Source organism: Amycolatopsis albidoflavus, assembly GCF_039525725.1.
In the GTDB taxonomy this organism is placed as follows: domain Bacteria; phylum Actinomycetota; class Actinomycetes; order Mycobacteriales; family Pseudonocardiaceae; genus Amycolatopsis; species Amycolatopsis albidoflava.
The window spans coordinates 42715-63507 of sequence record NZ_BAAAHV010000022.1 but is presented as its reverse complement, the minus strand read 5'-3'; the positions used below and the strand labels follow the sequence as shown (position 1 = coordinate 63507).

19 protein-coding genes are annotated in these 20793 nt (G+C 68.7%); 8 read left to right on the top strand and 11 right to left on the bottom strand.

Going from position 1 to position 20793, the window contains the following annotated elements:
• Positions 1-22: 22 nt before the first annotated feature.
• Positions 23-1255, top strand: a complete 1233-nt coding sequence (locus ABD156_RS33265) for an MFS transporter (protein WP_344283101.1) — start codon at positions 23-25, stop codon at positions 1253-1255.
• Between the two features lie 31 nt (positions 1256-1286).
• On the opposite strand, the gene ABD156_RS33260 is transcribed toward ABD156_RS33265, so the two are convergent.
• Together ABD156_RS33260 and ABD156_RS33255 are read right to left on the bottom strand one after the other, a co-directional pair.
• Positions 1287-2621, bottom strand: a complete 1335-nt coding sequence (locus ABD156_RS33260) for an outer membrane protein assembly factor BamB family protein (protein ID WP_344283098.1) — start codon at positions 2619-2621, stop codon at positions 1287-1289.
• 334 nt (positions 2622-2955) lie between these two features.
• Positions 2956-3129: a hypothetical protein gene (locus ABD156_RS33255; RefSeq protein WP_344283095.1), complete on the bottom strand. Its 174-nt coding sequence runs from the start codon at positions 3127-3129 to the stop codon at positions 2956-2958.
• A gap of 19 nt (positions 3130-3148) precedes the next feature.
• On the opposite strand from ABD156_RS33255, the gene ABD156_RS33250 reads away from it, so the two are divergent.
• The gene (locus ABD156_RS33250) at positions 3149-3583 is read left to right on the top strand and encodes a hypothetical protein (protein WP_344283092.1); all 435 of its coding nucleotides are present in this window, start codon (positions 3149-3151) and stop codon (positions 3581-3583) included.
• A 42-nt stretch (positions 3584-3625) separates the two neighbouring features.
• Here the strand turns inward: ABD156_RS33250 and ABD156_RS33245 are convergent, their stop codons facing one another.
• Positions 3626-4171: a hypothetical protein gene (locus ABD156_RS33245; protein WP_344283089.1), complete on the bottom strand. Its 546-nt coding sequence runs from the start codon at positions 4169-4171 to the stop codon at positions 3626-3628.
• A gap of 127 nt (positions 4172-4298) precedes the next feature.
• The gene (locus ABD156_RS33240) at positions 4299-5345 is read right to left on the bottom strand and encodes a helix-turn-helix transcriptional regulator (protein WP_344283086.1); all 1047 of its coding nucleotides are present in this window, start codon (positions 5343-5345) and stop codon (positions 4299-4301) included.
• A gap of 667 nt (positions 5346-6012) precedes the next feature.
• On the opposite strand from ABD156_RS33240, the gene ABD156_RS33235 reads away from it, so the two are divergent.
• Entirely contained in the window at positions 6013-6876 is an 864-nt protein-coding gene (locus tag ABD156_RS33235; protein WP_344283083.1) for a G1 family glutamic endopeptidase, read from the top strand.
• A gap of 47 nt (positions 6877-6923) precedes the next feature.
• On the opposite strand, the gene ABD156_RS33230 is transcribed toward ABD156_RS33235, so the two are convergent.
• Positions 6924-7817 (bottom strand): NADP-dependent oxidoreductase, encoded by an 894-nt coding sequence (locus ABD156_RS33230; protein WP_344283080.1) that lies wholly within the window; start codon positions 7815-7817, stop codon positions 6924-6926.
• Positions 7818-7909: 92 nt separating this feature from the next.
• Between ABD156_RS33230 and ABD156_RS33225 the strand changes: the two genes are divergently transcribed.
• Positions 7910-9619, top strand: a complete 1710-nt coding sequence (locus ABD156_RS33225; protein ID WP_344283077.1) for a CocE/NonD family hydrolase — start codon at positions 7910-7912, stop codon at positions 9617-9619.
• A gap of 17 nt (positions 9620-9636) precedes the next feature.
• Positions 9637-9972 carry a putative quinol monooxygenase gene (locus ABD156_RS33220; protein ID WP_344283074.1) on the top strand — a complete coding sequence of 112 codons (336 nt, stop codon included), beginning with the start codon at positions 9637-9639 and terminating at the stop codon, positions 9970-9972.
• A 68-nt stretch (positions 9973-10040) separates the two neighbouring features.
• Here the strand turns inward: ABD156_RS33220 and ABD156_RS33215 are convergent, their stop codons facing one another.
• The 4 genes from ABD156_RS33215 to ABD156_RS33200 are packed head-to-tail and all read right to left on the bottom strand — an operon-like array spanning position 10041 to position 13460.
• A complete protein-coding gene (locus ABD156_RS33215; protein ID WP_344283071.1) occupies positions 10041-11129 on the bottom strand; it encodes an alpha/beta hydrolase in 1089 nt (362 codons plus the stop codon).
• Between the two features lie 23 nt (positions 11130-11152).
• Positions 11153-12004 (bottom strand): hypothetical protein, encoded by an 852-nt coding sequence (locus tag ABD156_RS33210; protein WP_344283068.1) that lies wholly within the window; start codon positions 12002-12004, stop codon positions 11153-11155.
• Between the two features lie 23 nt (positions 12005-12027).
• Positions 12028-13188 (bottom strand): serine hydrolase domain-containing protein, encoded by a 1161-nt coding sequence (locus ABD156_RS33205; protein WP_344283066.1) that lies wholly within the window; start codon positions 13186-13188, stop codon positions 12028-12030.
• Between the two features lie 32 nt (positions 13189-13220).
• Entirely contained in the window at positions 13221-13460 is a 240-nt protein-coding gene (locus ABD156_RS33200; RefSeq protein WP_344283063.1) for a hypothetical protein, read from the bottom strand.
• Between the two features lie 169 nt (positions 13461-13629).
• Here ABD156_RS33200 and ABD156_RS33195 point away from each other — a divergent pair, with 169 nt between their 5' ends.
• Both ABD156_RS33195 and ABD156_RS33190 read left to right on the top strand, forming a co-directional pair.
• The gene (locus tag ABD156_RS33195; RefSeq protein WP_344283060.1) at positions 13630-15885 is read left to right on the top strand and encodes a helix-turn-helix domain-containing protein; all 2256 of its coding nucleotides are present in this window, start codon (positions 13630-13632) and stop codon (positions 15883-15885) included.
• 18 nt (positions 15886-15903) lie between these two features.
• The gene (locus ABD156_RS33190; RefSeq protein ID WP_344283056.1) at positions 15904-16848 is read left to right on the top strand and encodes an ankyrin repeat domain-containing protein; all 945 of its coding nucleotides are present in this window, start codon (positions 15904-15906) and stop codon (positions 16846-16848) included.
• Positions 16849-16893: 45 nt separating this feature from the next.
• Here ABD156_RS33190 and ABD156_RS33185 read toward each other — a convergent pair whose 3' ends face one another.
• Complete coding sequence (locus ABD156_RS33185) at positions 16894-17844, bottom strand: DMT family transporter (RefSeq protein WP_344283053.1); 951 nt, start codon at positions 17842-17844, stop codon at positions 16894-16896.
• Between ABD156_RS33185 and ABD156_RS33180 the strand changes: the two genes are divergently transcribed.
• Entirely contained in the window at positions 17843-19252 is a 1410-nt protein-coding gene (locus ABD156_RS33180; RefSeq protein ID WP_344283050.1) for an aminotransferase-like domain-containing protein, read from the top strand. The two genes, ABD156_RS33185 and ABD156_RS33180, sit on opposite strands and share 2 nt — an antisense overlap.
• Here the strand turns inward: ABD156_RS33180 and ABD156_RS33175 are convergent.
• The gene (locus tag ABD156_RS33175) at positions 19249-20745 is read right to left on the bottom strand and encodes a class I adenylate-forming enzyme family protein (RefSeq protein ID WP_344283047.1); all 1497 of its coding nucleotides are present in this window, start codon (positions 20743-20745) and stop codon (positions 19249-19251) included. The genes ABD156_RS33180 and ABD156_RS33175 overlap by 4 nt on opposite strands.
• Positions 20746-20793: the final 48 nt, after the last annotated feature.

Below are 20793 nucleotides of genomic sequence, written 5' to 3'. Positions count from 1 at the left end.
TATCGCTGGTCAGAGTGACCTCATGGCCACAGCGAACGGGGGCGCGCGACGGGCGCGCGGGGGCGGGCTCGGGCCGCGGTTCCTTGGCCTGTGGTGTTCGACCGCGCTTTCCGACACCGGCAACGGCATTTTCCTTGTCGGCGCGACGCTCCTCGCCATCCACGCCTTGGAAAGCCCTGCCCTCGTCGGGGTTCTGCTCACTTTGGCGACCATTCCGTGGCTGGTCGCGGCCATCCCAGCGGGAATCGTCGTGGATCGCATGGACGGGCACCGCGTGATCCAGGTCGCCAATCTCGCCCGCGCGGGGACCATGCTTGCCGTCGGCGTCATCAGCGCCGCTGGGCACATTTCCGCTGTGATTCTCGTCGTGGCGGTCTTTGTTTCGGGGGTACTCCAGACTTTCGTCGACGGTGCGGCAGAAGCACTTGTCCCCGAACTCGTCGACCGCGGCCGGCTTTCGGACGCGAACGGCGCGCTGTCGGTGTCGACGCGGGTCTTCTACCAGTTCCTCGGGCCCCCGATCGCGGGTCTGGCCTACACGCTCTGGCCATCGGCATCGTCGCTGCTCTCCGGCGCGCTCTGCGGGATATCGACGTTGTGCATAGCCGCGGTACGGCAGCCGTGGCCTCCCCGACGTGGCGACCGGGGCAGGGTCGACTTTCGACGCGGCCTGAGGATCGTGGGCCGAAGCCAGATTCTCAAAGCCGCGATCGCCATCAGTTGCCTCACCAGCGTCGCCAACGGCATCTATCTGACCGTCTTCGCGGTCTACGCCAATACCGGCCTCGGACTCACACCGACGACCTACGGTGTGCTCACCGGCCTCGTCGGTGTCGGAGCGGGAGCGGGGGCTTACCTCACGAGCCGGGCGGAGCGGCTATTCGGAGAGGTCGTCACCATGCGGCTCACCCGGGTCGGCTGGGCGTTGCTGTTTCTCAGCCCATTGCTGCGCTCGCCCTGGCTCATCGCGCCCGCAATGGTCGTGGGAAGCACGTTCGGGGCAATGTGGGCCGTCCAGGCGATGAACCTGCGTCAACGCGCCACGAGCCCTGGCCAGCGAGCCCAAGTCCTGGGAGTCTTTCGAGCCCTGGCCTACGGAGCCACCCCGCTCGGGAGCCTCACCGCCGCCGCCTTTCAGAACACCGTCAGCAGTCAGATCCTGCTCGGCTCGGCAGCGGCTCTCACTGTTGCCACCATCGCGCTTGTCCCTACGCGCGAAAGCCTTTCTGGGCACGACCGCCGCGCCGCATCGTGAGATGCGGCGCGGCTGAAGGTATCGCCTCGGGTCAGGCGCCGGAGACAGCCACCACTCCGGTCATGGTGCCGACGTAGGCGTGGTCACCGGACAGGGTGGGAGAGGCGAAGTGCGGAACGGTGCCCAGATTGATCTGGCTCCGCACCGTGCCATCGGCCGGGGACAGTGCGTACAGGTCGCCGGTGTTGTAGTCCACCACCCACACCGCGCCGCCGCCCACCGTCGGGGAGCCGTTCGCGGAGGCCGCGGCGCGCCAGACCACGGTGGGGGTGCCGTTCGCGTCGACGCGCACTGCGGCCGGGCCGTCGGTGCAGGGCAGGTACGCGGTGTCTCCGCTGGTCGCGCTGCCGCCGAAGGACTGGCAGAGGTCGGCCGTCGCCAGTTGCCCGCCGATGCCGCCGAGCTTGTCGTGGTTCAGCACGTATCCGGTTCCCCGTTTGCCGACCGCGATCACGTGATCGCCGAGCAGGGTCGGGCTGGACGAGCCGAGATCGAGGTCTTGCGCGTTGTCGTCGGCCCAGGTGTCCGGGGCGAACAGGTCCACCCGCTGCAGGTCGGGCGACAGCGCTAGCACGGAATCGCTGTCGTCGTAGGTCATCGTGGATTCGCCGTTGCCCACTGAATAGAGCAGCCGCTGCCCGTCGACGACGCCGCCGCCCGGCGCCCAGATCCCGGCTTCCCTGGTAGTCGGCACGGCGTAGCTGATCGGGTCGGTACCAGCGGTGGTCGCCGACACCACGGAGCCGATGTAGTTCGCGCAGTCGCCCGCCAGTCCGCCGTAGGGCACGTAAACGCGGCCGTTGAACAAGGTCAGCGCCGCTCGCTGCTGATGGGCGATTCGGTCTCCCCGCGGCGGCTCCAGTTCCGTTCGCACTTCCACGGCACCGGTTCCCGCGTTCACCCCGACTAGCACGTGTTGCCCGCCGGTGAGTTCGGCCAGTGCGTAGACCCGCGAGGTGGCCTGGTCGTACACCATGGTGCTGGTGATGCCGAGCGGGTCGATGTTCCCGCACGGCAGCTCGGACCGGCGCGCCGGCTCGCCGAGGTGGGCCGACCAGCGGGTCGCGCCGGTGGCCGGGTCGAGCGCGTACACGGTGTTGTTCTCCGTGGCGGCCAGGATTTGCCCGCCGACCACCAGCGGCTGGCCGTACACCGCACCATCCAAAGTGGACTGCCACGCGGTGGCTAGCGTGCCCAGCGGGGCGAGATCGGCGGCGTCGCCGGTGCGCGCGTTGTCGCGGTGATAGGTCGGCCAGTCGCTCGCGGCCGCCTGCCGGGGATGACCGGCGGCCACCGCGCCCGGTGAACCGATGATCAGCACGGCGGCCGTGCTCGCGATCACTGTGCGGAAGCCAGTTCCATTCATCACGCATCACTTCCCGAAGAGGGGGACGATGAATCCAGTGACACCGCAGTATCCCGCGCGGCTCCCCCACGCGACAGCGACGAGCGACGCGGGCCGTCCAGGCTAACCAGCAACGCCACCCGCCACCGGCCGGGCGTCTCATCGGCACCTTGACCCCGGCCCCGAGCGCCGTGCCACGAACAGGTTCGCCAGCCCAGGCGAGGACGACTGCCGACGGGGAAGGAATCCGCCGCGGGCGCAGCCTGCCGGATGTCTCGCGACCGTCCTCAATGGACTCTTTGTCGCAAGTTCTCTAAGCCTCCGCGGGGATTCTTCTTCTGACGCAAGCGGCCTTTCACGGCGAAAACGACGCCAAGCCCGGATCAGCGGCAGTGAACGGACCACCGGCGGGCAGGCGCTCGACCAGGTCCGGATTGGAGACGAACAGGGTGCCGAACGCGAGGACGTCGGCGAGTCCGTCTTCGATCAGGCGCAACTGGCCGACCGGCGTAGAATCGTGACGCGGCAAGGGAAGGAAGCGAATCGGGATGACCGACAGCAGCGAGCGGCGGCCGCTGAACCCGCGACAGCTCAAATGGGGCGCGCGCCGGAAGCTGCGCGAGGCCCGTCGCGAAGGGCGCACGGGAATGCTGGCTTACTCGGTCATTCCGTCGAACAACCGGAACGGGTACCGGTACTTCCGCTCGGTCGTGGTCCGCGAAGGATCGCGTGAATTGTACCGGGGGAATCCGGACGACCGCTCGGTGCGCTGGGTCGACCTCGCGCCCGGAAGACATCGGCTCAGCTTCGTGGTCAGCGACATGGGCAAGGAGGTCGCGCTGAGCCAGGAGTTCGTTCTCCAGCCCCGGCAGATCATCGCGGCGTGGTGCGCTACGACCTATTCCCTGAAGCCGTTCGACCGTTCTCCGCGGCCTAATCGGTGGCACATCGGCGTGCTGGACGGTGCGACGCGCCGGCAGTGAGAGCCTCTCCCCCGCGGAGGCCCTCACCACGTTTCCGGTGCGTCAGTGCGTGACGAACAGTTCGAGGTCGTTGTGTCCGTCGCAGAAGACGTAGGGGAATTCCTGGTTGACCAGTTCGTGCCAGTAGTTGTTGGTGTCCAGTCCCCAGATGCCGTATCTGTTGGTGGCCACGCACTTCTGCCGCCCGGGCGGGGTGTTCGGCGTGGTCACCGTCAAGATCAGGCTGGTGAGGTCCTTCCAGTGCAGGTGCTGCCCCGGTTTCGGGCCGCCGAGGAGGTTGACCTTGCTGTTGGTGAACTGGAAGTCGCCGTACTTCTGCAGGTGCTCGATGTCGGGCTCGCAGCCGTTGCTGGTGGTCCGGACGAGCCTCGTCCAGGTGTCGCTGCCCGACGCCGGGTCCCGGTAGCGGGCGGTCACCCAGGACGGGATGCATTCGTTGGTGTTGGACAGTTCGCCGACGTCGAACCACATCGTGAATTCTTTGAAGTCCTCGTCGCCGGCGGCGCTGGCGGTCGCCGAGGGCGCCGCGGACACTCCGGTCGCCGCGATCGCGACGGCCGCCAGCACGGTGGCCGATCGTTTCGGCATTCTCATGCGGAATCCTTTCTCCGACGGTCGTCCCGGTCCGATCGGGCCGGGTGCCGATCACCACTGTCGCGTGAATCCGGGCCCGGTCGAATACCGGATGTTGAGGGTTGACTTCGGTCGCGCTGGCTCAGCCGTTCAGGGCGGCGACTAGGTGGTCGCGTCCTTCGGCTCCGGTTTTGCGGTAGACGGATTTGAGGTGTTCGTTGACGGTGTGCACGGACACGGTGAGGTGCCGGGCGATCTGTTTCGCCGCTGTTCCTTGGCACAGCTGGGAAACGACCTGCCGTTCGCGGGCGGTTAGGCCGTGCCAGTCGCCGAAATAGGGCAGCAGCAGGTCGCCGGTGGCCTGCTGGAAGACGACGGCGACGTCCCCGGTGCTGTCCCCGTCGAGAGCCTGTGCCTGGGCTGCCACCCAGTGCCCGTAGCTCGCGGCCGGTCCCACGAACAGCGGTGCCGCGGTGCGCGGATTGTCGCCGCGGGCGCGGGCCTCTTTCGCCAGGATGGAGAGTCCGGCGTCGAGCGCCCAGTCCGGGCCCGCGTCGCGTTGGTGGAGCTGGTCGCGCCAGTCGCGGCCGTCCGGGGTGGCTGCCCGGATCCGGTCGTCCGCGCCGAGGATGAGCACCCCGGCGGGCCGGGCCGGCTGAGCCGGAGTCAACGGTTCGATGACGACGTGCCGCCGCAGCACGCCGACCAGCGCGGTCGTGAGCATCGCGACGGAGGCGGTGTCGTGCTCGGTGAAGGGTTGCGTGTGTTCCGCGCGCAGGAGGGCGATCGTTCCCCACATGCCGCGTGCGGTGCGCAACACCACCCGCAACTCGCACCCGACGCCGTAGCTGCCGAACATCCGCCGAGTCGCCCGGTGCCGCGGTTCGTCGCTGCCTGCCACGCAACCGGGGATCGGCCGCCGCTGGAAAACGCTCAGCGGGCAGGGATCGGCTCCGGTCCAGAGACCGCGGTAGAGCGCCCGCCCGAAATCCGGCTCGTAGCCGTGCACGAACCCGAACGAACCCAGGCCGATCGGCGTGCTCGGCGAGAATCCCAAGAGCCGGAGCGCATCGTGCGCCACCAGCGGCGCCATAGCCCGCGACAGCGCTTCTCCCAGTTCGCTCGCCCGGAGTCCCGGTCTGGGCAGCGCCGCGAGTTCCCGCTCCACCCGCTCCGTCGACCGCGCCACCCTTCCAGGATCCTCCGCTCCGCCGAACCCGACAACGCGCTGGCCGACTGTCGAGTACCAGCCACGGCATCCGGTTCAACGATTCGCCAGCGCCGCGAGTTCGCGCACCACCCGCTCCGTCGACCGCGCCACCCTTCCAGGGTCCTCCGCTCCGCCGAACCCGACAACGCACTGGCCGACTGTCGAGTACCGGCCACGGCATCCGGTTCAACGATTCGCCAGCGCCGCGAGTTCGCGCACCACCCGCTCCGTCGACCGCGCCACCCTTCCAGGATCCTCCGCTCCGCCGAACCCGACAACGCTCTGGCCAACTGTCGAGTACCGGCCACGGCATCCGGTTCAACGATTCGCCAGCCCCGCCTACGAATTCCGCACAGAACGCGTCCCGGCGGCATCGGCAATGGCTTGTCCTCGGCCGCGGCCGAAGGAAATGACGTCGCACTCGCGGCGGAACCGCCAGCGGCTGCGGGACTTTCGGCCGCTCGGCGCTGGTCCGGCAGGTGTGCCCGTGCCACACTGAGCGAGCCTTCCGGCGAACTGGAATATGCGTTCCCCGCTGGCGAAAAGGAAAGATCAATGACACGTCCGCGAACACGTTCGACGACGCTGACGACGGTCGCGGCGTATTCCCTGGCGCACCAAGAAATCCGCCGACAAGGAGGAACCCGTGCCGACAAGCCGACCGCGGAGAAACCTGGCGAGAACGGTCGCGGTGCTCGCCGCGGGGGCGTTGCTTCCGCTGCCCGCGACGCAACTTCCTGCGAAACCGTTGCCCGCCACCACGTCTGCCGCCGCGGCCCGAGACCAGCGACAAGTCGGCCCGGCGACGCGCAGGCCGGGAGCCGCCACGGTCACCAACTTCACCTCGCGGAACTGGTCTGGGTATTTCACCACCAACGCGGCCCACACGACCGATTCCCGGTCCGTGCACGCGCGATGGATCCAGCCCAAGGTCACCTGTCCGGAGAACAAAGACGCCTGGGTCGTCTCCTGGGTGGGCATGGACGGCTGGTGGAACGACGTCGTCGAGCAGGGCGGTTCTTCGGCCCGCTGCGTCAACGGCGTCCCGCGATACGCGCTCTGGTGGGAGATGTTCCCGCACAACGACATCCAGCTCGCGAACCCGATCAAGCCGGGAGACCTGATCGACGCCACCGTCACCTACGAGGCCGCCGCCAAGAAATTCCGCATCGTCGTCAAGGACCAGTCGACCGGGCAGACGCTGATCCAGGTCCAGCCCTGCTATCCGGAGATGGGCGGCTGTCCCCGGGTCAACGCCGAGGTGATCACCGAGACGCCGCTGGGCGGTAACGCGGGCGACGGCGTCTTCTTTCTCCCCAATTACGGGGCCGTGAGATACGACCTGGTGTCCGTGACCGACACCAGGGGGCACGTCGGCTCGCTCGACAACGCCCATTGGGATCTCGGGCACGTCAACCAGGTCAGCCCGACGAGCGGCGTCACCAAGCAGACCGCATTGCCGCTCGGGCCGCGCGGCGCGTCCTTCAATACTGTATGGGTGCACGAATAACGGCACGTGCGGGCACCTCCAGGCGAGTCCGGCGGTGCCCCGTTACGTCAGACCAGCAATACCCGGCGCCCTCGAGTGTGTCCGGCCTGGCTGTCCGCATGCGCCGCCGAAGCTTCGGCCAGCGGGTATGATTTCTCGACCGGAATGTGGAGTTTTCCTTGCGAGATAAGGGCTACTGTCTCGGCCAGCGCTTCCTTCATGTTCCCGCCCACCCCCGCGAAGCGGATCCCCAGCATCGGGGCCTCCAGGTCGGCGATGGTGATCACTCGCGAAGGATCCCCGGTCAAATCCAGGAGACCGCGGATGACCCCGGTGCCGTTGAGGTCCAGGGCGGCGTCGATCTGGCCCAGCTGGCGGACCCGGTCGACCCAGCCCTCGCCATAGGGGGTCGCGATGGCGCCCAGGCTTCGCACGTAGTCCTGGTTCGCGGGGCTGGCTGTGCCGATCACCTTGATTCCCCGCTCGCGGGCGATCTGCAATACCGCGGATCCGACTCCCCCGGCCGCACCGCTCACCAGGAGCGTCTGTCCAGTTTGGACACCGACCAGCCGGATGACCCGGAGCGCGGTCTCGACCACCGACGGGTATCCGGCGGCTTCGGCGAAGGTCAGGCCCGCGGGCAGGGGCGCCCAGGAGGTCAGGACGGCGAGCTCGGCATAGGTGTTTGAGCCGCGGCCCAACACCAGGTCCCCTACCGCGACATCGGTGACGCCCTCGCCGACCTCGTCGACTACGCCGGAGGCGTCTTGACCGACGCCGGAGGGCAGTTCGATGGGGCGGATCCGCTGGAACTGGCCCTCCCGACTGCGCCAATCGTGCGGGTTCACGCCTGCCGCTCGCACGGTTACGCGGATCTGGCCGGGGCCGGCGTGGGGCTCGGGCACTTCTGCCAGGTCAAGGACGTCGGGGCCGCCGTATGCGGCGAAGCGCACTGCTTTCATGCCGCCAACTTAACAACAACGGTTAGTGTTTTGCAACCGTTAGTGCTACGGTCGGCCGCACCGAGACAGCCCCTCTCCGGATGGGAGTAACCGTGTATCCACCGCGCATCGACGCTGGTGTCGAGATGAAGACCCGGGACGGCGTCACCCTCGTCGGCGACCTGTACCGGCCTGCCGCGGACGGCCGGTGGCCGGTGCTGCTGCACCGGACGCCTTACGACCGCACGGGCGTGTTCCGAGTGTCGGGGCTCGTGGCCGATCCGGTGTGGCTGGCCCGGCAGGGCTTCGCGGTGCTGGTGCAGGACAGCCGCGGAAGGTTCGGGTCCGGCGGCGAGTTCGACTTCATCACGCAGGAGTACAACGATTCCTCCGACGCGATCGACTGGGCCGCCGAGCAATCCTGGAGCGACGGCAATGTCGGGATTTACGGCTCGTCCTATCTGGGGATGACCGTGCTGCAAGCCGTCGCCGCGAGGAATCCGCGGCTCAAGGCTGCGGTCGGGATGATCGGGACTGCCGACATGCGCCACACCGCGCGGCCGGGCGGGTTGTTCGAGCTGGGGTTTCTGACGTTGTACGCCTTGGGGATGGCGCAGGAAGGTCTGGACCACACCACGCTGAGCGCGACTGATCAGGAACGGGTGCGCGAGCTGCTGGACGAGGCCTTCGCGGACCGTCCCGCGGCGGTGAGCCAGTTGCCGTTGACCAGCGTTGCCCCGCTGGACGACAGCCGGGTCGCGCCGTTCTGGTCGGATTGGCTGCGGTCGCCGCACGATCCGTTCTGGGACCGGCCCACGTTGCTCACCGAGCCGGAGCGGGCGGACATTCCGTTTCTGCAGATCAGCGGGTACCGGGACTTCACGAGTCCTACGCAGTTCCGGCTCGCGAACCGGTTGTCCGGCAACGAAAACGCCAGCCTGATCGCCGGTCCGTGGACTCACGCGGGCACTTACAGCGCGTTCGGCGACGTGGGCGCGCGGGTGTTGCCGAACGCGGCGGCCGGGGTGCCGACGTGGAGTCCGGTGCTCGCCGCGTTCTTCGATCGGCATCTGCGGGGCGGCGACAGCTCGGATTACCCTGCGGCTGAGCCCTATCTGGCCGGGCGGGTCAGCTATTTCGTCGGCGGATCGAATACGTGGGCGCATGCCTCGGCCTGGCCGCCTGCGTCGACGGTCGAGGAATGGGCGCTTTCCACAGGTGGCCTGCTGAGCCGCGAGGACGGCCATGGAGCGGCGACGTTCACTGCCGATCCGCGCGACCCATTTCCCACGCACGGCGGGGTAATCGCGTTCGAGGGCGACCCGGCCGCGGCACCGGGCGGCATTCAGGATCAGCGCGCAGTCGACGGGCGCGAAGACGTGCTTCTTTACACTAGCGCCCCGCTGTCTGAGGACGTGACGATCGCCGGTCAAGCCGAACTGATCGCGTACGTCACCAGCACCGCGCCGGATGCCGACATCTGCGTCACCTTGGTGGACGTCGAGCCGGACGGTTTCGCGCTCAATGTCGCCGAGGGTGCGCAACGGGCGCGGTATCGCAACGGCGGCGACACCGATTGGCTTGCCGCCGAAGAGCCCAGTCGCGTGACAGTTTCGCTGCACGACGTCGCGCACCGGTTCGGCCGCGGGCACCGTATTCGGGTGCAGATCGCCGGGTTCAGTTTTCCGCGCTTCAGCCGCAACCTGCACACTCGCACGGTGCCGGAGTTCGGCACTCTCGACGAGGCGGTCGTCGCGCAGCACACCTTGCACCACAACGAAAGTTACCCGTCCGCGCTGCGCCTTCCGGTGCTCGGCGCATAAACAACCAGGAGCTTCTCTTGTCCGAGATCGTTGTCATTGCCCGTCTCAAGGCCAAGCCGGGGCGCAGTGCCGAAATGCTCGCACTGTTTTCCGACCTGGTTCCCGAGGTGCTGCGAGATGAACCTGACACGCTGCGGTATGCCTTTTACGTCGAGCAGGATCCGTCGCGAGTGACGGTGATCGAGAAGTATCCCTCGCGCGCTGCTCTCGACGCGCACAACACCGGCGTGCTGACCAAGTACCTGCCGCGGCTGCTCGAATTGCTCGACGGGGCACCGGAAACGGTCGAATTGCGCCCGGCGAAGCTGGCGGTTTCGGTCAGTCCGGACGACGCCGCCCGGCTGAGCCCCTAGGTCCGTGAAGGGCTCCTTGAGGGAATCTGATTCCCTCAAGGAGCCCTTCACGGACCTAGGGCGCTCCCCTACGCAGCAGCGAAAGCCTGCTCCAGCCGCGGCAGGTAGTCGACCAGGTCCTGACCCCAGCAACCGGCCGTGTGCTTGCCCTGGCAGTTCGGTCCCCAGGTCTTGCCGTTGCCGTAATCCACGGCGTAGTAAGGATGTCCGGCCTTGTCGAGGGCTGCCTTCACGTTCTGCTGGGCGGCCTCGGTGACCGACTCGGCGAACGCCGGTTCGTCGAGCAGCACGTTGATCGGATTGCCGTTGCCGGAGCCGGTGTAGAGCGAAACCCCCACCGTGGCGAGTTTCCCGGCGTTCGCGACCGGGCCGTGGGCCAGCGCGGCGGACATGTCACCCGCCTCGTTGAGCGGCCCGAAGGCGGAGTCGGTCGGCACGGCCGGGCCGAATCCGCTGCCGCCGGCGGTCTCGCCGGAGCCGGAGGTGCCCGACATGGCGAAACCGACGTTGGACAACGTGCCGCGGATCGCGGTACGGACCCAGTACAGGTTGAAGTCGATCGCGCCGGACAGCGAAACAGTCTGGGCGAACAATTCGGGACGGTCCTCGGCGTAGTGCAGTGCGCCGAAACCGCCCATGGACAGGCCGCCGACGGCTCGGCCCTGCTTCGCGGCGATGGTCCGGAAGTTGGCGTCGATGAACGGGATCACCTGGTTGAGGTGGAAGGTTTCCCAGTTCTGCGCCCCGGCGGCGGTGTCCTGGCGGACCCAGTCGGTGTACCAGCCGCGGAGCCCGCCGTCGGGAATCACGGTGATCATCTTCTGGCTGGCCAGCATCGCGGGGTACGCCAGGTACGGGTTGCTCGGATCGTCGCCGACGCCGTGCAGGAAGTAGAACACCGGGTAGCGCTTGGCAGTGTCGGTGTAATAGCTGCTCGGGACGATGACGCGGATGTGGTGCTGTCCCGCGACCGCCGGAGTCGTCACGGTGAGGACGAAGTTGGTCGCGGTGCCTTGCGGGGCACCGACTTGGGTGAGGCCGTAGCCGTCGGTCAAGGTTGGCACAGCCGGGGTGTCGGCGTGGGCGGGGCTGCTGAAGGCCAGCACCGCCGCGACGGCGGACACTAGGGCGCGCGTGCGCGTAAACAACGGTCTCATGGTCACTTTCTCGGTAGCGGGAGTCACGGGTTCTGGGTCACGTGGAAACCGGCGCCGTAGGTGCCGGGGTGCGCGGCGTCGCGGGCACGCAGGTCGGCGAGGATGTTCGCCGAACTGGTGTAGGCATACTGCGGGACGCCCAGGATGACGGCCTTGGTGATGCCCGCCCAGGGTCCGGCGGCCTGGAAGTTGTTGCCCTGTCCGGGATATTCGGTTCCGGGCGCGTGCCAGATCGCCGGGCCGCCGGAGTCGCCGCCCTGGTGCTTGGCCCAGGACTGGTAGACGCCGTTGGCGTTGCTGGTGATCCGGCCGTACCAGACACCGAGCTGCCCCGACACCACGAGTTCGTTGTTGTTGTTCAGCGCTGCGCCAAGGAGGCGTTCGGCGGGCAGCGACGGGGTGAGCGCGTTGGGGCTGGGCTGCCCGTCGGGGACTTCCATTTCTCCGGTCTGCTTCAGGTACGGCCCCTGTGCGGAGAGCGTCACCGACGGCACCAGCTCGATGATCAGGTAGTCCTTGGTCGGGTGCCCGGTCATCGAGCCTTCCCGGCTCTTGAAGTACCGCACGTAGCCGATCGGGCCGAACCCGGTGTCGGCGCGGTCGTAGACCGGCTGGATGTTCTCCGGGATGTCCCGGTCGGAGTACTTCTGCCCGGGCGGATCCTGCAGGCAGTGCCCCGCCGAGACGGCGATCTTCCGGTCGTACTTGTCGGTGCCGACCGCCCCGATCGTGCAGAAATGGTCGGGGCTGTTCAGGTCGAACAGGATCTGCATCGAGTTGAAGACCCGTTTCGCCGTCTCGGCCGAGGCGCCGGCCGCGCCGGTGACCGCCAGGACGACCACCGCGATCGCGGCGAGGAAACTTCGGGTGCGCACACACGCTCCTTGATTCGTAGGGTTCACTGCCTGCTGCCGCAGAGAGCGGAGTCGATCACGTCGACCGGCGAGGGCCGGAGGCTCGTCAGCTCCCACGCGTTGGTCATCATCGAGGCGTACCGGCCGTCGTCGGTCACCGCGGTCAACGAGCTGTAGCCGGACGCCGCGAGGCCGTTGTGGAACCACGCTTGCCCGCCGCAGGACAGCGTGATGGCCTGCAGGCCGAGGCCCAGCCCGACGTAGTTCGGATCGTGCACCGGAACCTGGATCGTCCGGCGCATCTCGGCCAGCGCGGCCGGGGAGACGACCTTGCCGTCGAGCAGCGCGCGGTAGAACGCCGACAGGTCCGACAGCGTCGAGACGACCGCGCCGGCCGAGCTTTCGATCGACGGTTCGGAGATGACCGGAGCCGAGGTCGTCTCGGTCCAGAAGAAGAACGGGCCCGCCCGGACCCCGCGGTACCCGGCGAGATACGGCGCGGGGAGAGAACGATCGCCCGCGCGCGGGAAACTGGTCTGCGCCAGGCCGAGCCGGTCGATGATCCGGGAGGTGATCGCGTCGCCGACGGACATTCCGGTGACCTGCTCGATCAGCAGGCCGTTGATCAGGTAGCCCAGGTTGGAGTACAGCACGCTCGTGCCCGGCGCGGACGCGGGCGGGAAATTGCGCAGCCCGACCTGGACCAGGTCGCGAAGACCGATGCTGCCGTCCGGTTTGACGAGCCCGGCCGCTTTCTGGGCCCAGGCCACCACATCCGGGGCGGGGATTCCGGCGTTGTGCTGGAGCAGCTGCCGGACGGTGATCCGGTTGCCGTCGTAGCCGTTGCCGTCGACGAGGCCGGGCAGGTACCGCTCGATCGGCGCGTCGAGCACGACCTTGCCCTCGTCGACGAGCTGCAGGACGACCGACGCGGTGAAGGTCTTGGTCTGGCTGGCGATGCGGAAGTGCTCGTTCGGCTCCAGCGGACGCGCGGCTCCAGTGATCGTGGCGCTGCCGGCGGACAGGTGCCACGACCCGGACGCGTTGCCCGCGTAGACGGCGGCACCAGGTCCGGCGTGGGACTGATAGCCGTTGAGGACAGCCTGGGTGTCGGCGTGGGCGTCGGCCGCGGATGCCGGTGCGGCCAGTGCCACGGCGACGGCGACACTCGCCAATACCGAGGCTGTCCGTCTCAGTGTGCGCACAAAATCTCTCCTTCGCTCGAGGGGTTCCGGAGCTATCTGAACTGGTACCGGCAGACGGCCACCGCCACGACGATCAGCAGCAGCACGCCCACCAGCACCAGGCACCCGACCCCGCCGCTGGCCGACCGGCGGCGCTCCGCCTGCCCCCTTGGCGGAACGCCGGGATGGCACTCGGCGTAGTGCCGCGTCCGCTGCTCGGCACTGCCGGCCCGCGTGAGCCAAGGCGTCCGGTAGCCGCATTCGCCGCACCAGTACCGGTAGTCGGCGGCCATACCCGGTTTCCTTCTCTCTTCCGGCGAGGTGACCGGGCTGGGGGATCGATGCCGATCATGGTCGCGTTCGCGCAGGTCGTGGTGCCAGAGCACAAGCCGGTCAAAGATGACCGGCCCGCGCGGTAAGGTCATTTCCGGGAAGGCGGGCGCACAGTGAGGGGTCTCCGCGGTGACGAGCCGGGCCGGCGTTCTGCTGCGGGAGATGCGGCGGCATGCCGGGTTGACGCAAGAGCAATTGGCGGAGCGCTCCGAGGTCAGCGTCAGCACCATCCGGCGGCTGGAGAACGGCAAACCCATCGATCCGCGGATGGGCACCGTGAAGCTGTTGGCCGACGCGCTGGGATCCACGACGGCCGAGCGTCGCGCGCTGCTGGCCGAGTTCGGCGTCTCCTCCGCGCCGGACGAGATCGAGCCTCCGCGAATCCGGAGCGCACTTTCCGACGCCGCGGACCAATTCGCGCAGGTGGTCGCTTCTCGCTGGCAACGCGAAGAAGAGCAACGCCGGGTCCACGATCCGTTCCCGTTGCCGGTGCGCTGGCAGTTGGCGTCCGAACGGCTCACCGATCGCTGGGACAACATCCGCGGCGTCCCGCCCGGCGGCGCCGCGGAACCGCTGAAGCTGGACGGCGAACTGGACGACATCGCGGACGTCTACCGGCGGATCCCGTCCGGGCGGCTGGTCGTCCTCGGCCGGGCCGGTTCCGGGAAGACGATCCTGACGCTGCGGTTCGTGCTGAGCTGTCTCCGGACGCGCGCCGCCGGCGAACCGGTGCCGACGGTCTTCGCCGTCAGCTCGTGGGACCCGACGGCCCGCACGCTGCGCGACTGGCTGATCGAACGGCTGCCGCAGGACTATCCCGACTACCCCGGCCTGACCGCTTCGCTTGCCGCCGAACTTGTCGAAACCGGATGCGTCCTCCCGGTTCTGGACGGATTCGACGAGATCTCCGGCGGATTGCACGCCGCCGCGCTGGCCGCGCTCAGCGCCACCTCGCTGCCGTTTCTGCTGACCAGCCGTCCCGGCGAATACGAGACGGCGGTCGCCGCGACCGACGTGCCGACTGCGGCCGCGGGCGTGGAACTGCTCGACCTGACCCCGACGGATGTCGCGAATTACCTGCCCCGCACGACCTCCCGCGACGGAAACCCGTGGGGCCCGGTGCTCGCCGACGTGCGCGAGCATCCCGGCGGACGCCTGGCGACGGCGTTGCGAACGCCGCTGATGGCGGGCCTCGCGCGCACCGTCTACAGCGATGTCCCTGACCGGGACCCGGCGGTTTTGCTGGACACCGCCCGGTTTCCGACCTCGGACGCTCTCGAAGACCATCTGCTGGCCAGCTTCGTGCCCACCGTGTACCAGCACCGGCCCCCGCATCTGGCGCGCCCGCCCCGGAGCTGGGATCCCGGACGCGCCCAGCGGTGGCTGGGCTTTCTCGCCCAGCACGTCGGCCAGCTCGACGACCACGATCTGGCCTGGTGGCAGCTGGGCGATTCGCTGCGCCGGTCGTCGCGGATCCTCGCCGTCGTCGTCGCTTCGACGCTGGCGATCGCCGTGCTGAACTGGCTTGTCTTCGTCCCGCTTGACCTGATCGGCCGCGGGACCGCGTTCACCTTCCGCGCGGGCCTGATGGACGGCCTCCTGATCGGGCCGATGGTCGGCCTGGCCTTCGGACTGGTCTACGGCCTGATGATCGTGTGCGGCCGAAGAACGATCGAGCCGTCGCGCGTGCAGATCCGGTTGCGGGGACGACATCGGACCGGACGGCACTTCGTCCGCGCTTACGCCGCCCGGCTCGGCACCGCCCTGCTGGGCGGCTTCGTGATCGGGCTCGGCTACGGCCCGGTGAACACGGCTTTGCACGGCCTGCTCTTCGGATTTCCGCCGGACGGCAAGTCCTTGGCGGAGAAAATGCTCGTCCCGACGCTGGTCTACGGACTCATCTTCGGGCTGGCGGCCGGGCTCGTGTTCGGGCTGATGGCCGCGCTGGAGATCCCGCTGGACGTCGGCTCGGCCGCCACTCCGCTCGGTCTGCTGGCCACAAATCGCACGACTGCGTTGCGCCAATTGCTGATTCTGGTGCCGACGGTCGCCCTCGCCATCGCATTCGGCGGGTGGGCGCTGGTCGAGCTGCTTCAAGGTCCGTTGGGCCCGCTTCGCTGGCCGCTGTCGTCGGGGCTGCTCATCGGAGCCGTCGGAGGGCTGGGCGGCGGGCTTTCTTACGTGCTGGCGTTTACGGCTTGGGGACAGTGGGTGCTCCTGGCGCGGATCTGGCTGCCCATGACTGGCCGGCTGCCTTGGGCGGTGACGGCGTTTCTGGACGACGCGTACCGGCGCGGGGTGTTGCGGCAGGCTGGGGCGGTGTACCAGTTTCGCCATGCGCGGCTTCAGGATCATCTCGGGCGGACGTACCGGGCGCACGGCTGATCCGGCATGCTGTCCGGCATGCGCAGTGACGGGGGATGGACCGGCCTCGGCTGGCAAAGCTGGACGGATCTCGGCGAGGTGCGAGCCCAGCTGGAAAACGGTGCCGACCCGAACGTCGGCGACGGGTGGCCCGGGCCGCCGCTGCACGCCGCGGCCGAGTACGGCTCAACGGAGGTCGTGGCCGAACTGGCGCGGCGGGTGCACGACGTGGACGCGCTGTCCGACGGCCGGACCGCGCTGTGGCGGGCAGTGGCCGCACACCGGCCGGACAACGCCCGCGCGCTCGTCGCCGCGGGCGCGGATCCGCTGCTGGAGATGATGTCGGGCTGGTCGCCGGGACGGCTGAGCCTGACGAGCCCGACGCCGGAGTTGCCAGACTTGGGAGTTTCGTTGACGCCAGAGGAAACCGCGATCGTCGAGGAAAGCCATCGGCTGATCGCCGCGCTCGGCGATCAGCACCTCGAGGGGCTGGGCATCGCTTGCGTCGCGGGCATCGACGTCGCCGAGGCGGTGCGCAGGCTTTCCGCGGAGGTCCTCCGCGAACGGGACGAACTGGAGGCCGCGTGGGAAGAAGACCCGTTCAATGACGACAACACCATTCTGACCATGTGGGCCACCGACGTGCCGGGCGGATGCGTCCTCGCGCAGCCCTGGGGATACGGGCCGCAAATGCCTGGCGTCACCAAGGCCCTGTCGGCGGGCACGATCTGCTACGGCATGTACGCCAATCCCAAGAGCGGCAACCAGGGCAGCATCCTCCGCGACGGCGAGGTCATCGGCTGGGACCTGCACCCCGGCGGCGAGCCGAGCGAGCAAGGCGACGTGCTCCTGTCCTGCCTGTACGAGGATGAGGCACTCGCCTATTGCTTCGCCTACGCGGGGCTGCGGCCGGTCGACAACCGTTCGGTGATCGGACCGCCGGACGCCTGGATCCGGCTGCCCGACCGCGATTACTGGAGCTGACCGGTCAAAGAACGGTCCTGCGCTGGGTCTGTCCGGCAAGCGAGATCACTTCGCACCCTCGACTGCCGCCTGTACCGGGGGGCGAGCAGTCCGCACCCGCACCGCGCTCCCCGCGCAGGCCACCACTGCCAGGCCGCCCAGGATGGTCTGCCAGGTCAGCTCCTCGCCCAGGAAAATCGCTGCCCACAACAGATTCAGCACCGGCTGCACCAACTGCACCTGGCTGACCTGCGTCATCGGCCCCAGACCCAGCCCCCGGTACCACGCGAAGAAGCCCAAATACATGCTCACCACTGCCAAATACGCGAAAGCGGCCCACTCCCCGACTGTCGCATGTGGAGGGTGGCTCGCCACCGACACGACGGTCAACCCGACCATCAGCGGCGAAGCGACCACCAGCGCCCACGAAACGGTTTGCCACGCGCCCAATTCCCGCGCGAGCAGACCGCCTTCCGCGTAGCCGACGGCGGCGGCCAGTACTGCGCCGAAGAAGAGCGCGTCCGACCATTGCAGACCGCTGAGGCCACCGCCTTGCAGGACGGCGAAGCCGATCGCGGCGACGGCGCCCACCGCGGCCAACGCCCAGAAAGTCGCGGGTGGACGTTCGCGCGTGCGGAGGACCGCTACTACGGCCGTCGCGGCGGGGAGCAGCGCGATGACGACAGCGCCGTGGCTGGCGGACGCGGCGGTGAGGGCGTAGGAGGTCAGCAGCGGGAAGCCGATCACCACGCCGCCGGCGACGACGGCGAGGCGGAACCATTGGGCGCCACGCGGGAGGCGTTGTTTGGTGACGCTCAGCGCGACGGCCGCGAGCACCGCGGCGACCGCTGCCCGTGCCGAGCCGATGAACATCGCCGAGAGGCCGCCGTTTTCCACGGCGAGCCGCGTGAACGGCATCGTGAACGAGAACGCCACGACACCGAGCAGCCCCCACCAGAGACCGGCCCGGGGTAGCGCCGGTACCGCCTGGAGAGTAGCGCTATCCTTCAGTTTCATGTCCGACGATAGCAGCTCCCGGATCGCTTCGACACTGCGCGAGTGGATCAGCACCGCACCGGCCGGAGCGAAGCTGCCGTCCTCGCGGGAGCTGGTCGCGCGGTATTCGGCCAGTCCGGTGACTGTCCAGAAAGCACTGCGCAGCCTGTCTTCCCAAGGGATGGTGGAGAGTCTTCCGGGCGTCGGCACGTTCGTCCGCGCGGCGCCTGCCACCGGGACCGGCGATTACAGCTGGCAGACCGCCGCGCTCGGAACGCCGGGGCACGGAGTGCTCAAGCATCCCGCGTCGCTGCAGCCGGCCTCCACCAACTCAGTAGCGCTTCATTCCGGCTATCCCGACCCGGAGCTGCTGCCGGAGCGGCTCGTCCGGAGTGCGTTCTCCCGGGCGGCACGGACCGCGGCCCTGGTCGGAAGGCCGCCGACCGCGGGCGTTCCCGAATTGCAGGCCTGGTTCGCCGCGGAACTCCGCGCGGTGACGGCGGCCGGGATCGCGCCGGTCACGCCACGGGACGTCGTGATCACCCCGGGCAGCCAGAGCGGCCTGGTCACCGCGTTCCGCGCGCTGGTCGGGCCGGGACAGCCGCTGCTGCTGGAATCGCCGACGTACTGGGGCGCGATCCTCGCGGCGACGAAAGCGGGCGTCGCGGTGGTACCGGTGCCGAGCGGCCCGAACGGACCGGATCCCGACGTGCTGGCCAGGACGTTCGAGCAAACGGGCGCGCGGGCCTTCTACGCGCAGCCCAGTTTCGCCAGCCCGACCGGTGCGCTGTGGTCTCCCGACCTGGCCGGCCGCGTCCTCGACATCGTTCGCCAGCACGGCGCGTTCCTGATCGAGGACGATTCCGCGCACGATTTCGGCATCATCGCGGAACCGCAGCTGCTCGCGGGCCGCGACGACGACGGTCACGTGGTCTACCTCCGCTCCCTCACCAAGAGCGTCTCCCCCGCGATCCGCGTCGCCGCGCTGATCGCCCGCGGCCCGGCGCGCGACCGGATTCTCGTCGACACGCTTGCCGAGTCGATGTACGTCAGCACGGTGCTGCAGACCGTCGCGCTCGACGTCGTGACCCAGCCCGCGTGGCGCACCCACCTGCGCCGGGTTCGCCACCAGCTCAAGACCCGCCGCGACCTGCTGCTCACCGGCCTCCGCGAGCACGCGCCCGCAGTGCACGTCGAATCCGTGCCGCAGGGCGGGCTGAACCTCTGGGCGCGGCTGCCCGGAACGGTCGACCTGGCACACGTCGTCCGCGACTGCGAATCCGCGGGCGTGGTCATCGGCCCCGGCGACGAATGGTTCCCCGCCGAACCGACCGGACGCTTCATCCGGCTCAACTACGCCGGGCCGAATCCCGGTGCGTTCGCCGATGCCGCGAGGGTGATCCAGGAAGCGGTCACGGCGAACGTCTAGTTTTCCGTGCGCAGGGCGGCTTTTTGCACCTTTCCGGACGGCGTGAGCGGCAGGCTGGGCCGGAGCACGATCTGGCGCGGGACCTTGTAGTCCGCCACCTTCCCCGCGCAGAACTCCTTCAGCTCCGCCTCGGTGACCGCCGAATCCTGTGCCGGGACAACGTAATACCGGCCGATCTCGCCCAGCACCGGGTCGGGAACGCCGACTCCGGCAGCCATCAGGACCCCTGGATGCGCGGCGAGGACGTTCTCCACCTCAATCGGATAGATGTTGAATCCGCCTTGGACGAACATGTCCTTGGCGCGGCCGTGCAACGTCAGGTACCCGTCCTCGTCCGCGCGGGCCATGTCGCCGGTGTGCAACCAGCCGTCCGCGTCGACCGCAGCCGCGGTTTCCGTCGGCAGATTGTGGTAACCAGCCATGATCGACGGCGTCCGGAACAAAAGCTCGCCGGTTTCGCCCATCGGCAGCGCTTCTCCGGACGGGGAAGCGATTTTTGCTTCCACCCCAGGGAAAGGAACGCCGATCGAGCTTTCGGTCGCTTCCGTGCTGGCACCCCACGGCGTCATCACGACAGCGCCGGAAACCTCGCTCAACCCGTACAGGTTCATCACGGTCGCCTTAGGGAACGCAGCCGTAAGCCGTTGCAGCAGAGCCGGTTCCGCGTTCGCGCCGCCGGTGACCACCACGCGGATCGCGGACGTGTCGACACCGGCGAAACGCTCGTGATTCAGCAGCAGCGTGTGCATCGTCGGGACGCCGACCCACATCGTCAGGCCAGCGGTCCGGAACAGATCGGCGGCGGCCCCGGCGTCGAAGGACGGCAGCAGCACCGTCCGGCTGCCCGCGACCAAAGCGGACAGGACACAGCAGGTGATGCCGCTGACGTGATTCAGCGGAACGGCCACCGGCAGCACGTCGGCGGGGCTCAACTGGAGGTGATCGGCTTCAGCGGCGGCCGACGCCAGCTGGCCGCGATGAGTCAACGTCGCGCCTTTGGGACGGCCGGTGGTGCCGGAGGTGTAGATGATCATCACTGGGTCGTCCTCTTCGACTGCGGCCGAGGCGGCGGCCAGCGCTTCGTCAGGCTCCGCGGAGCCCAGTTCGGCGAACGTCACGAAAGAAACGCCGGGCAGTTCCAGTTTCCCCAGCAGGGCAAGGAAATCCACCTCACCCGCCGATGGCTCGGTCACCACGAGACGCGCGCCGGAATCGTTGAGGATGTGCGCGAACTCGGTTTCCCGGTATCGCGGGCTCAGCCCGACCACCGCGGCACCGATCTTCGCGGCGGCGAAGTACACCGCCAGCCATTCCGGCGTCGTGCGCCCGTTGACCGCGATCCGGTCGCCGCGCCGCACTCCACGCCGCAGGAAGTCGGCGGCGATCCGGTCCGACCACGCGTCCATCTCGGAAATCCGGAGGTCGCGTGAACCGGCGGTCCAGCCGACGGCGTCCGCGGGCGCGGTGCGAAGCAGGTCGTGAATACGCGTCATCGCTCGTCCTCACTGGTCAGGTGGCCGGCGAGGGAGCCGAGGTGCCGC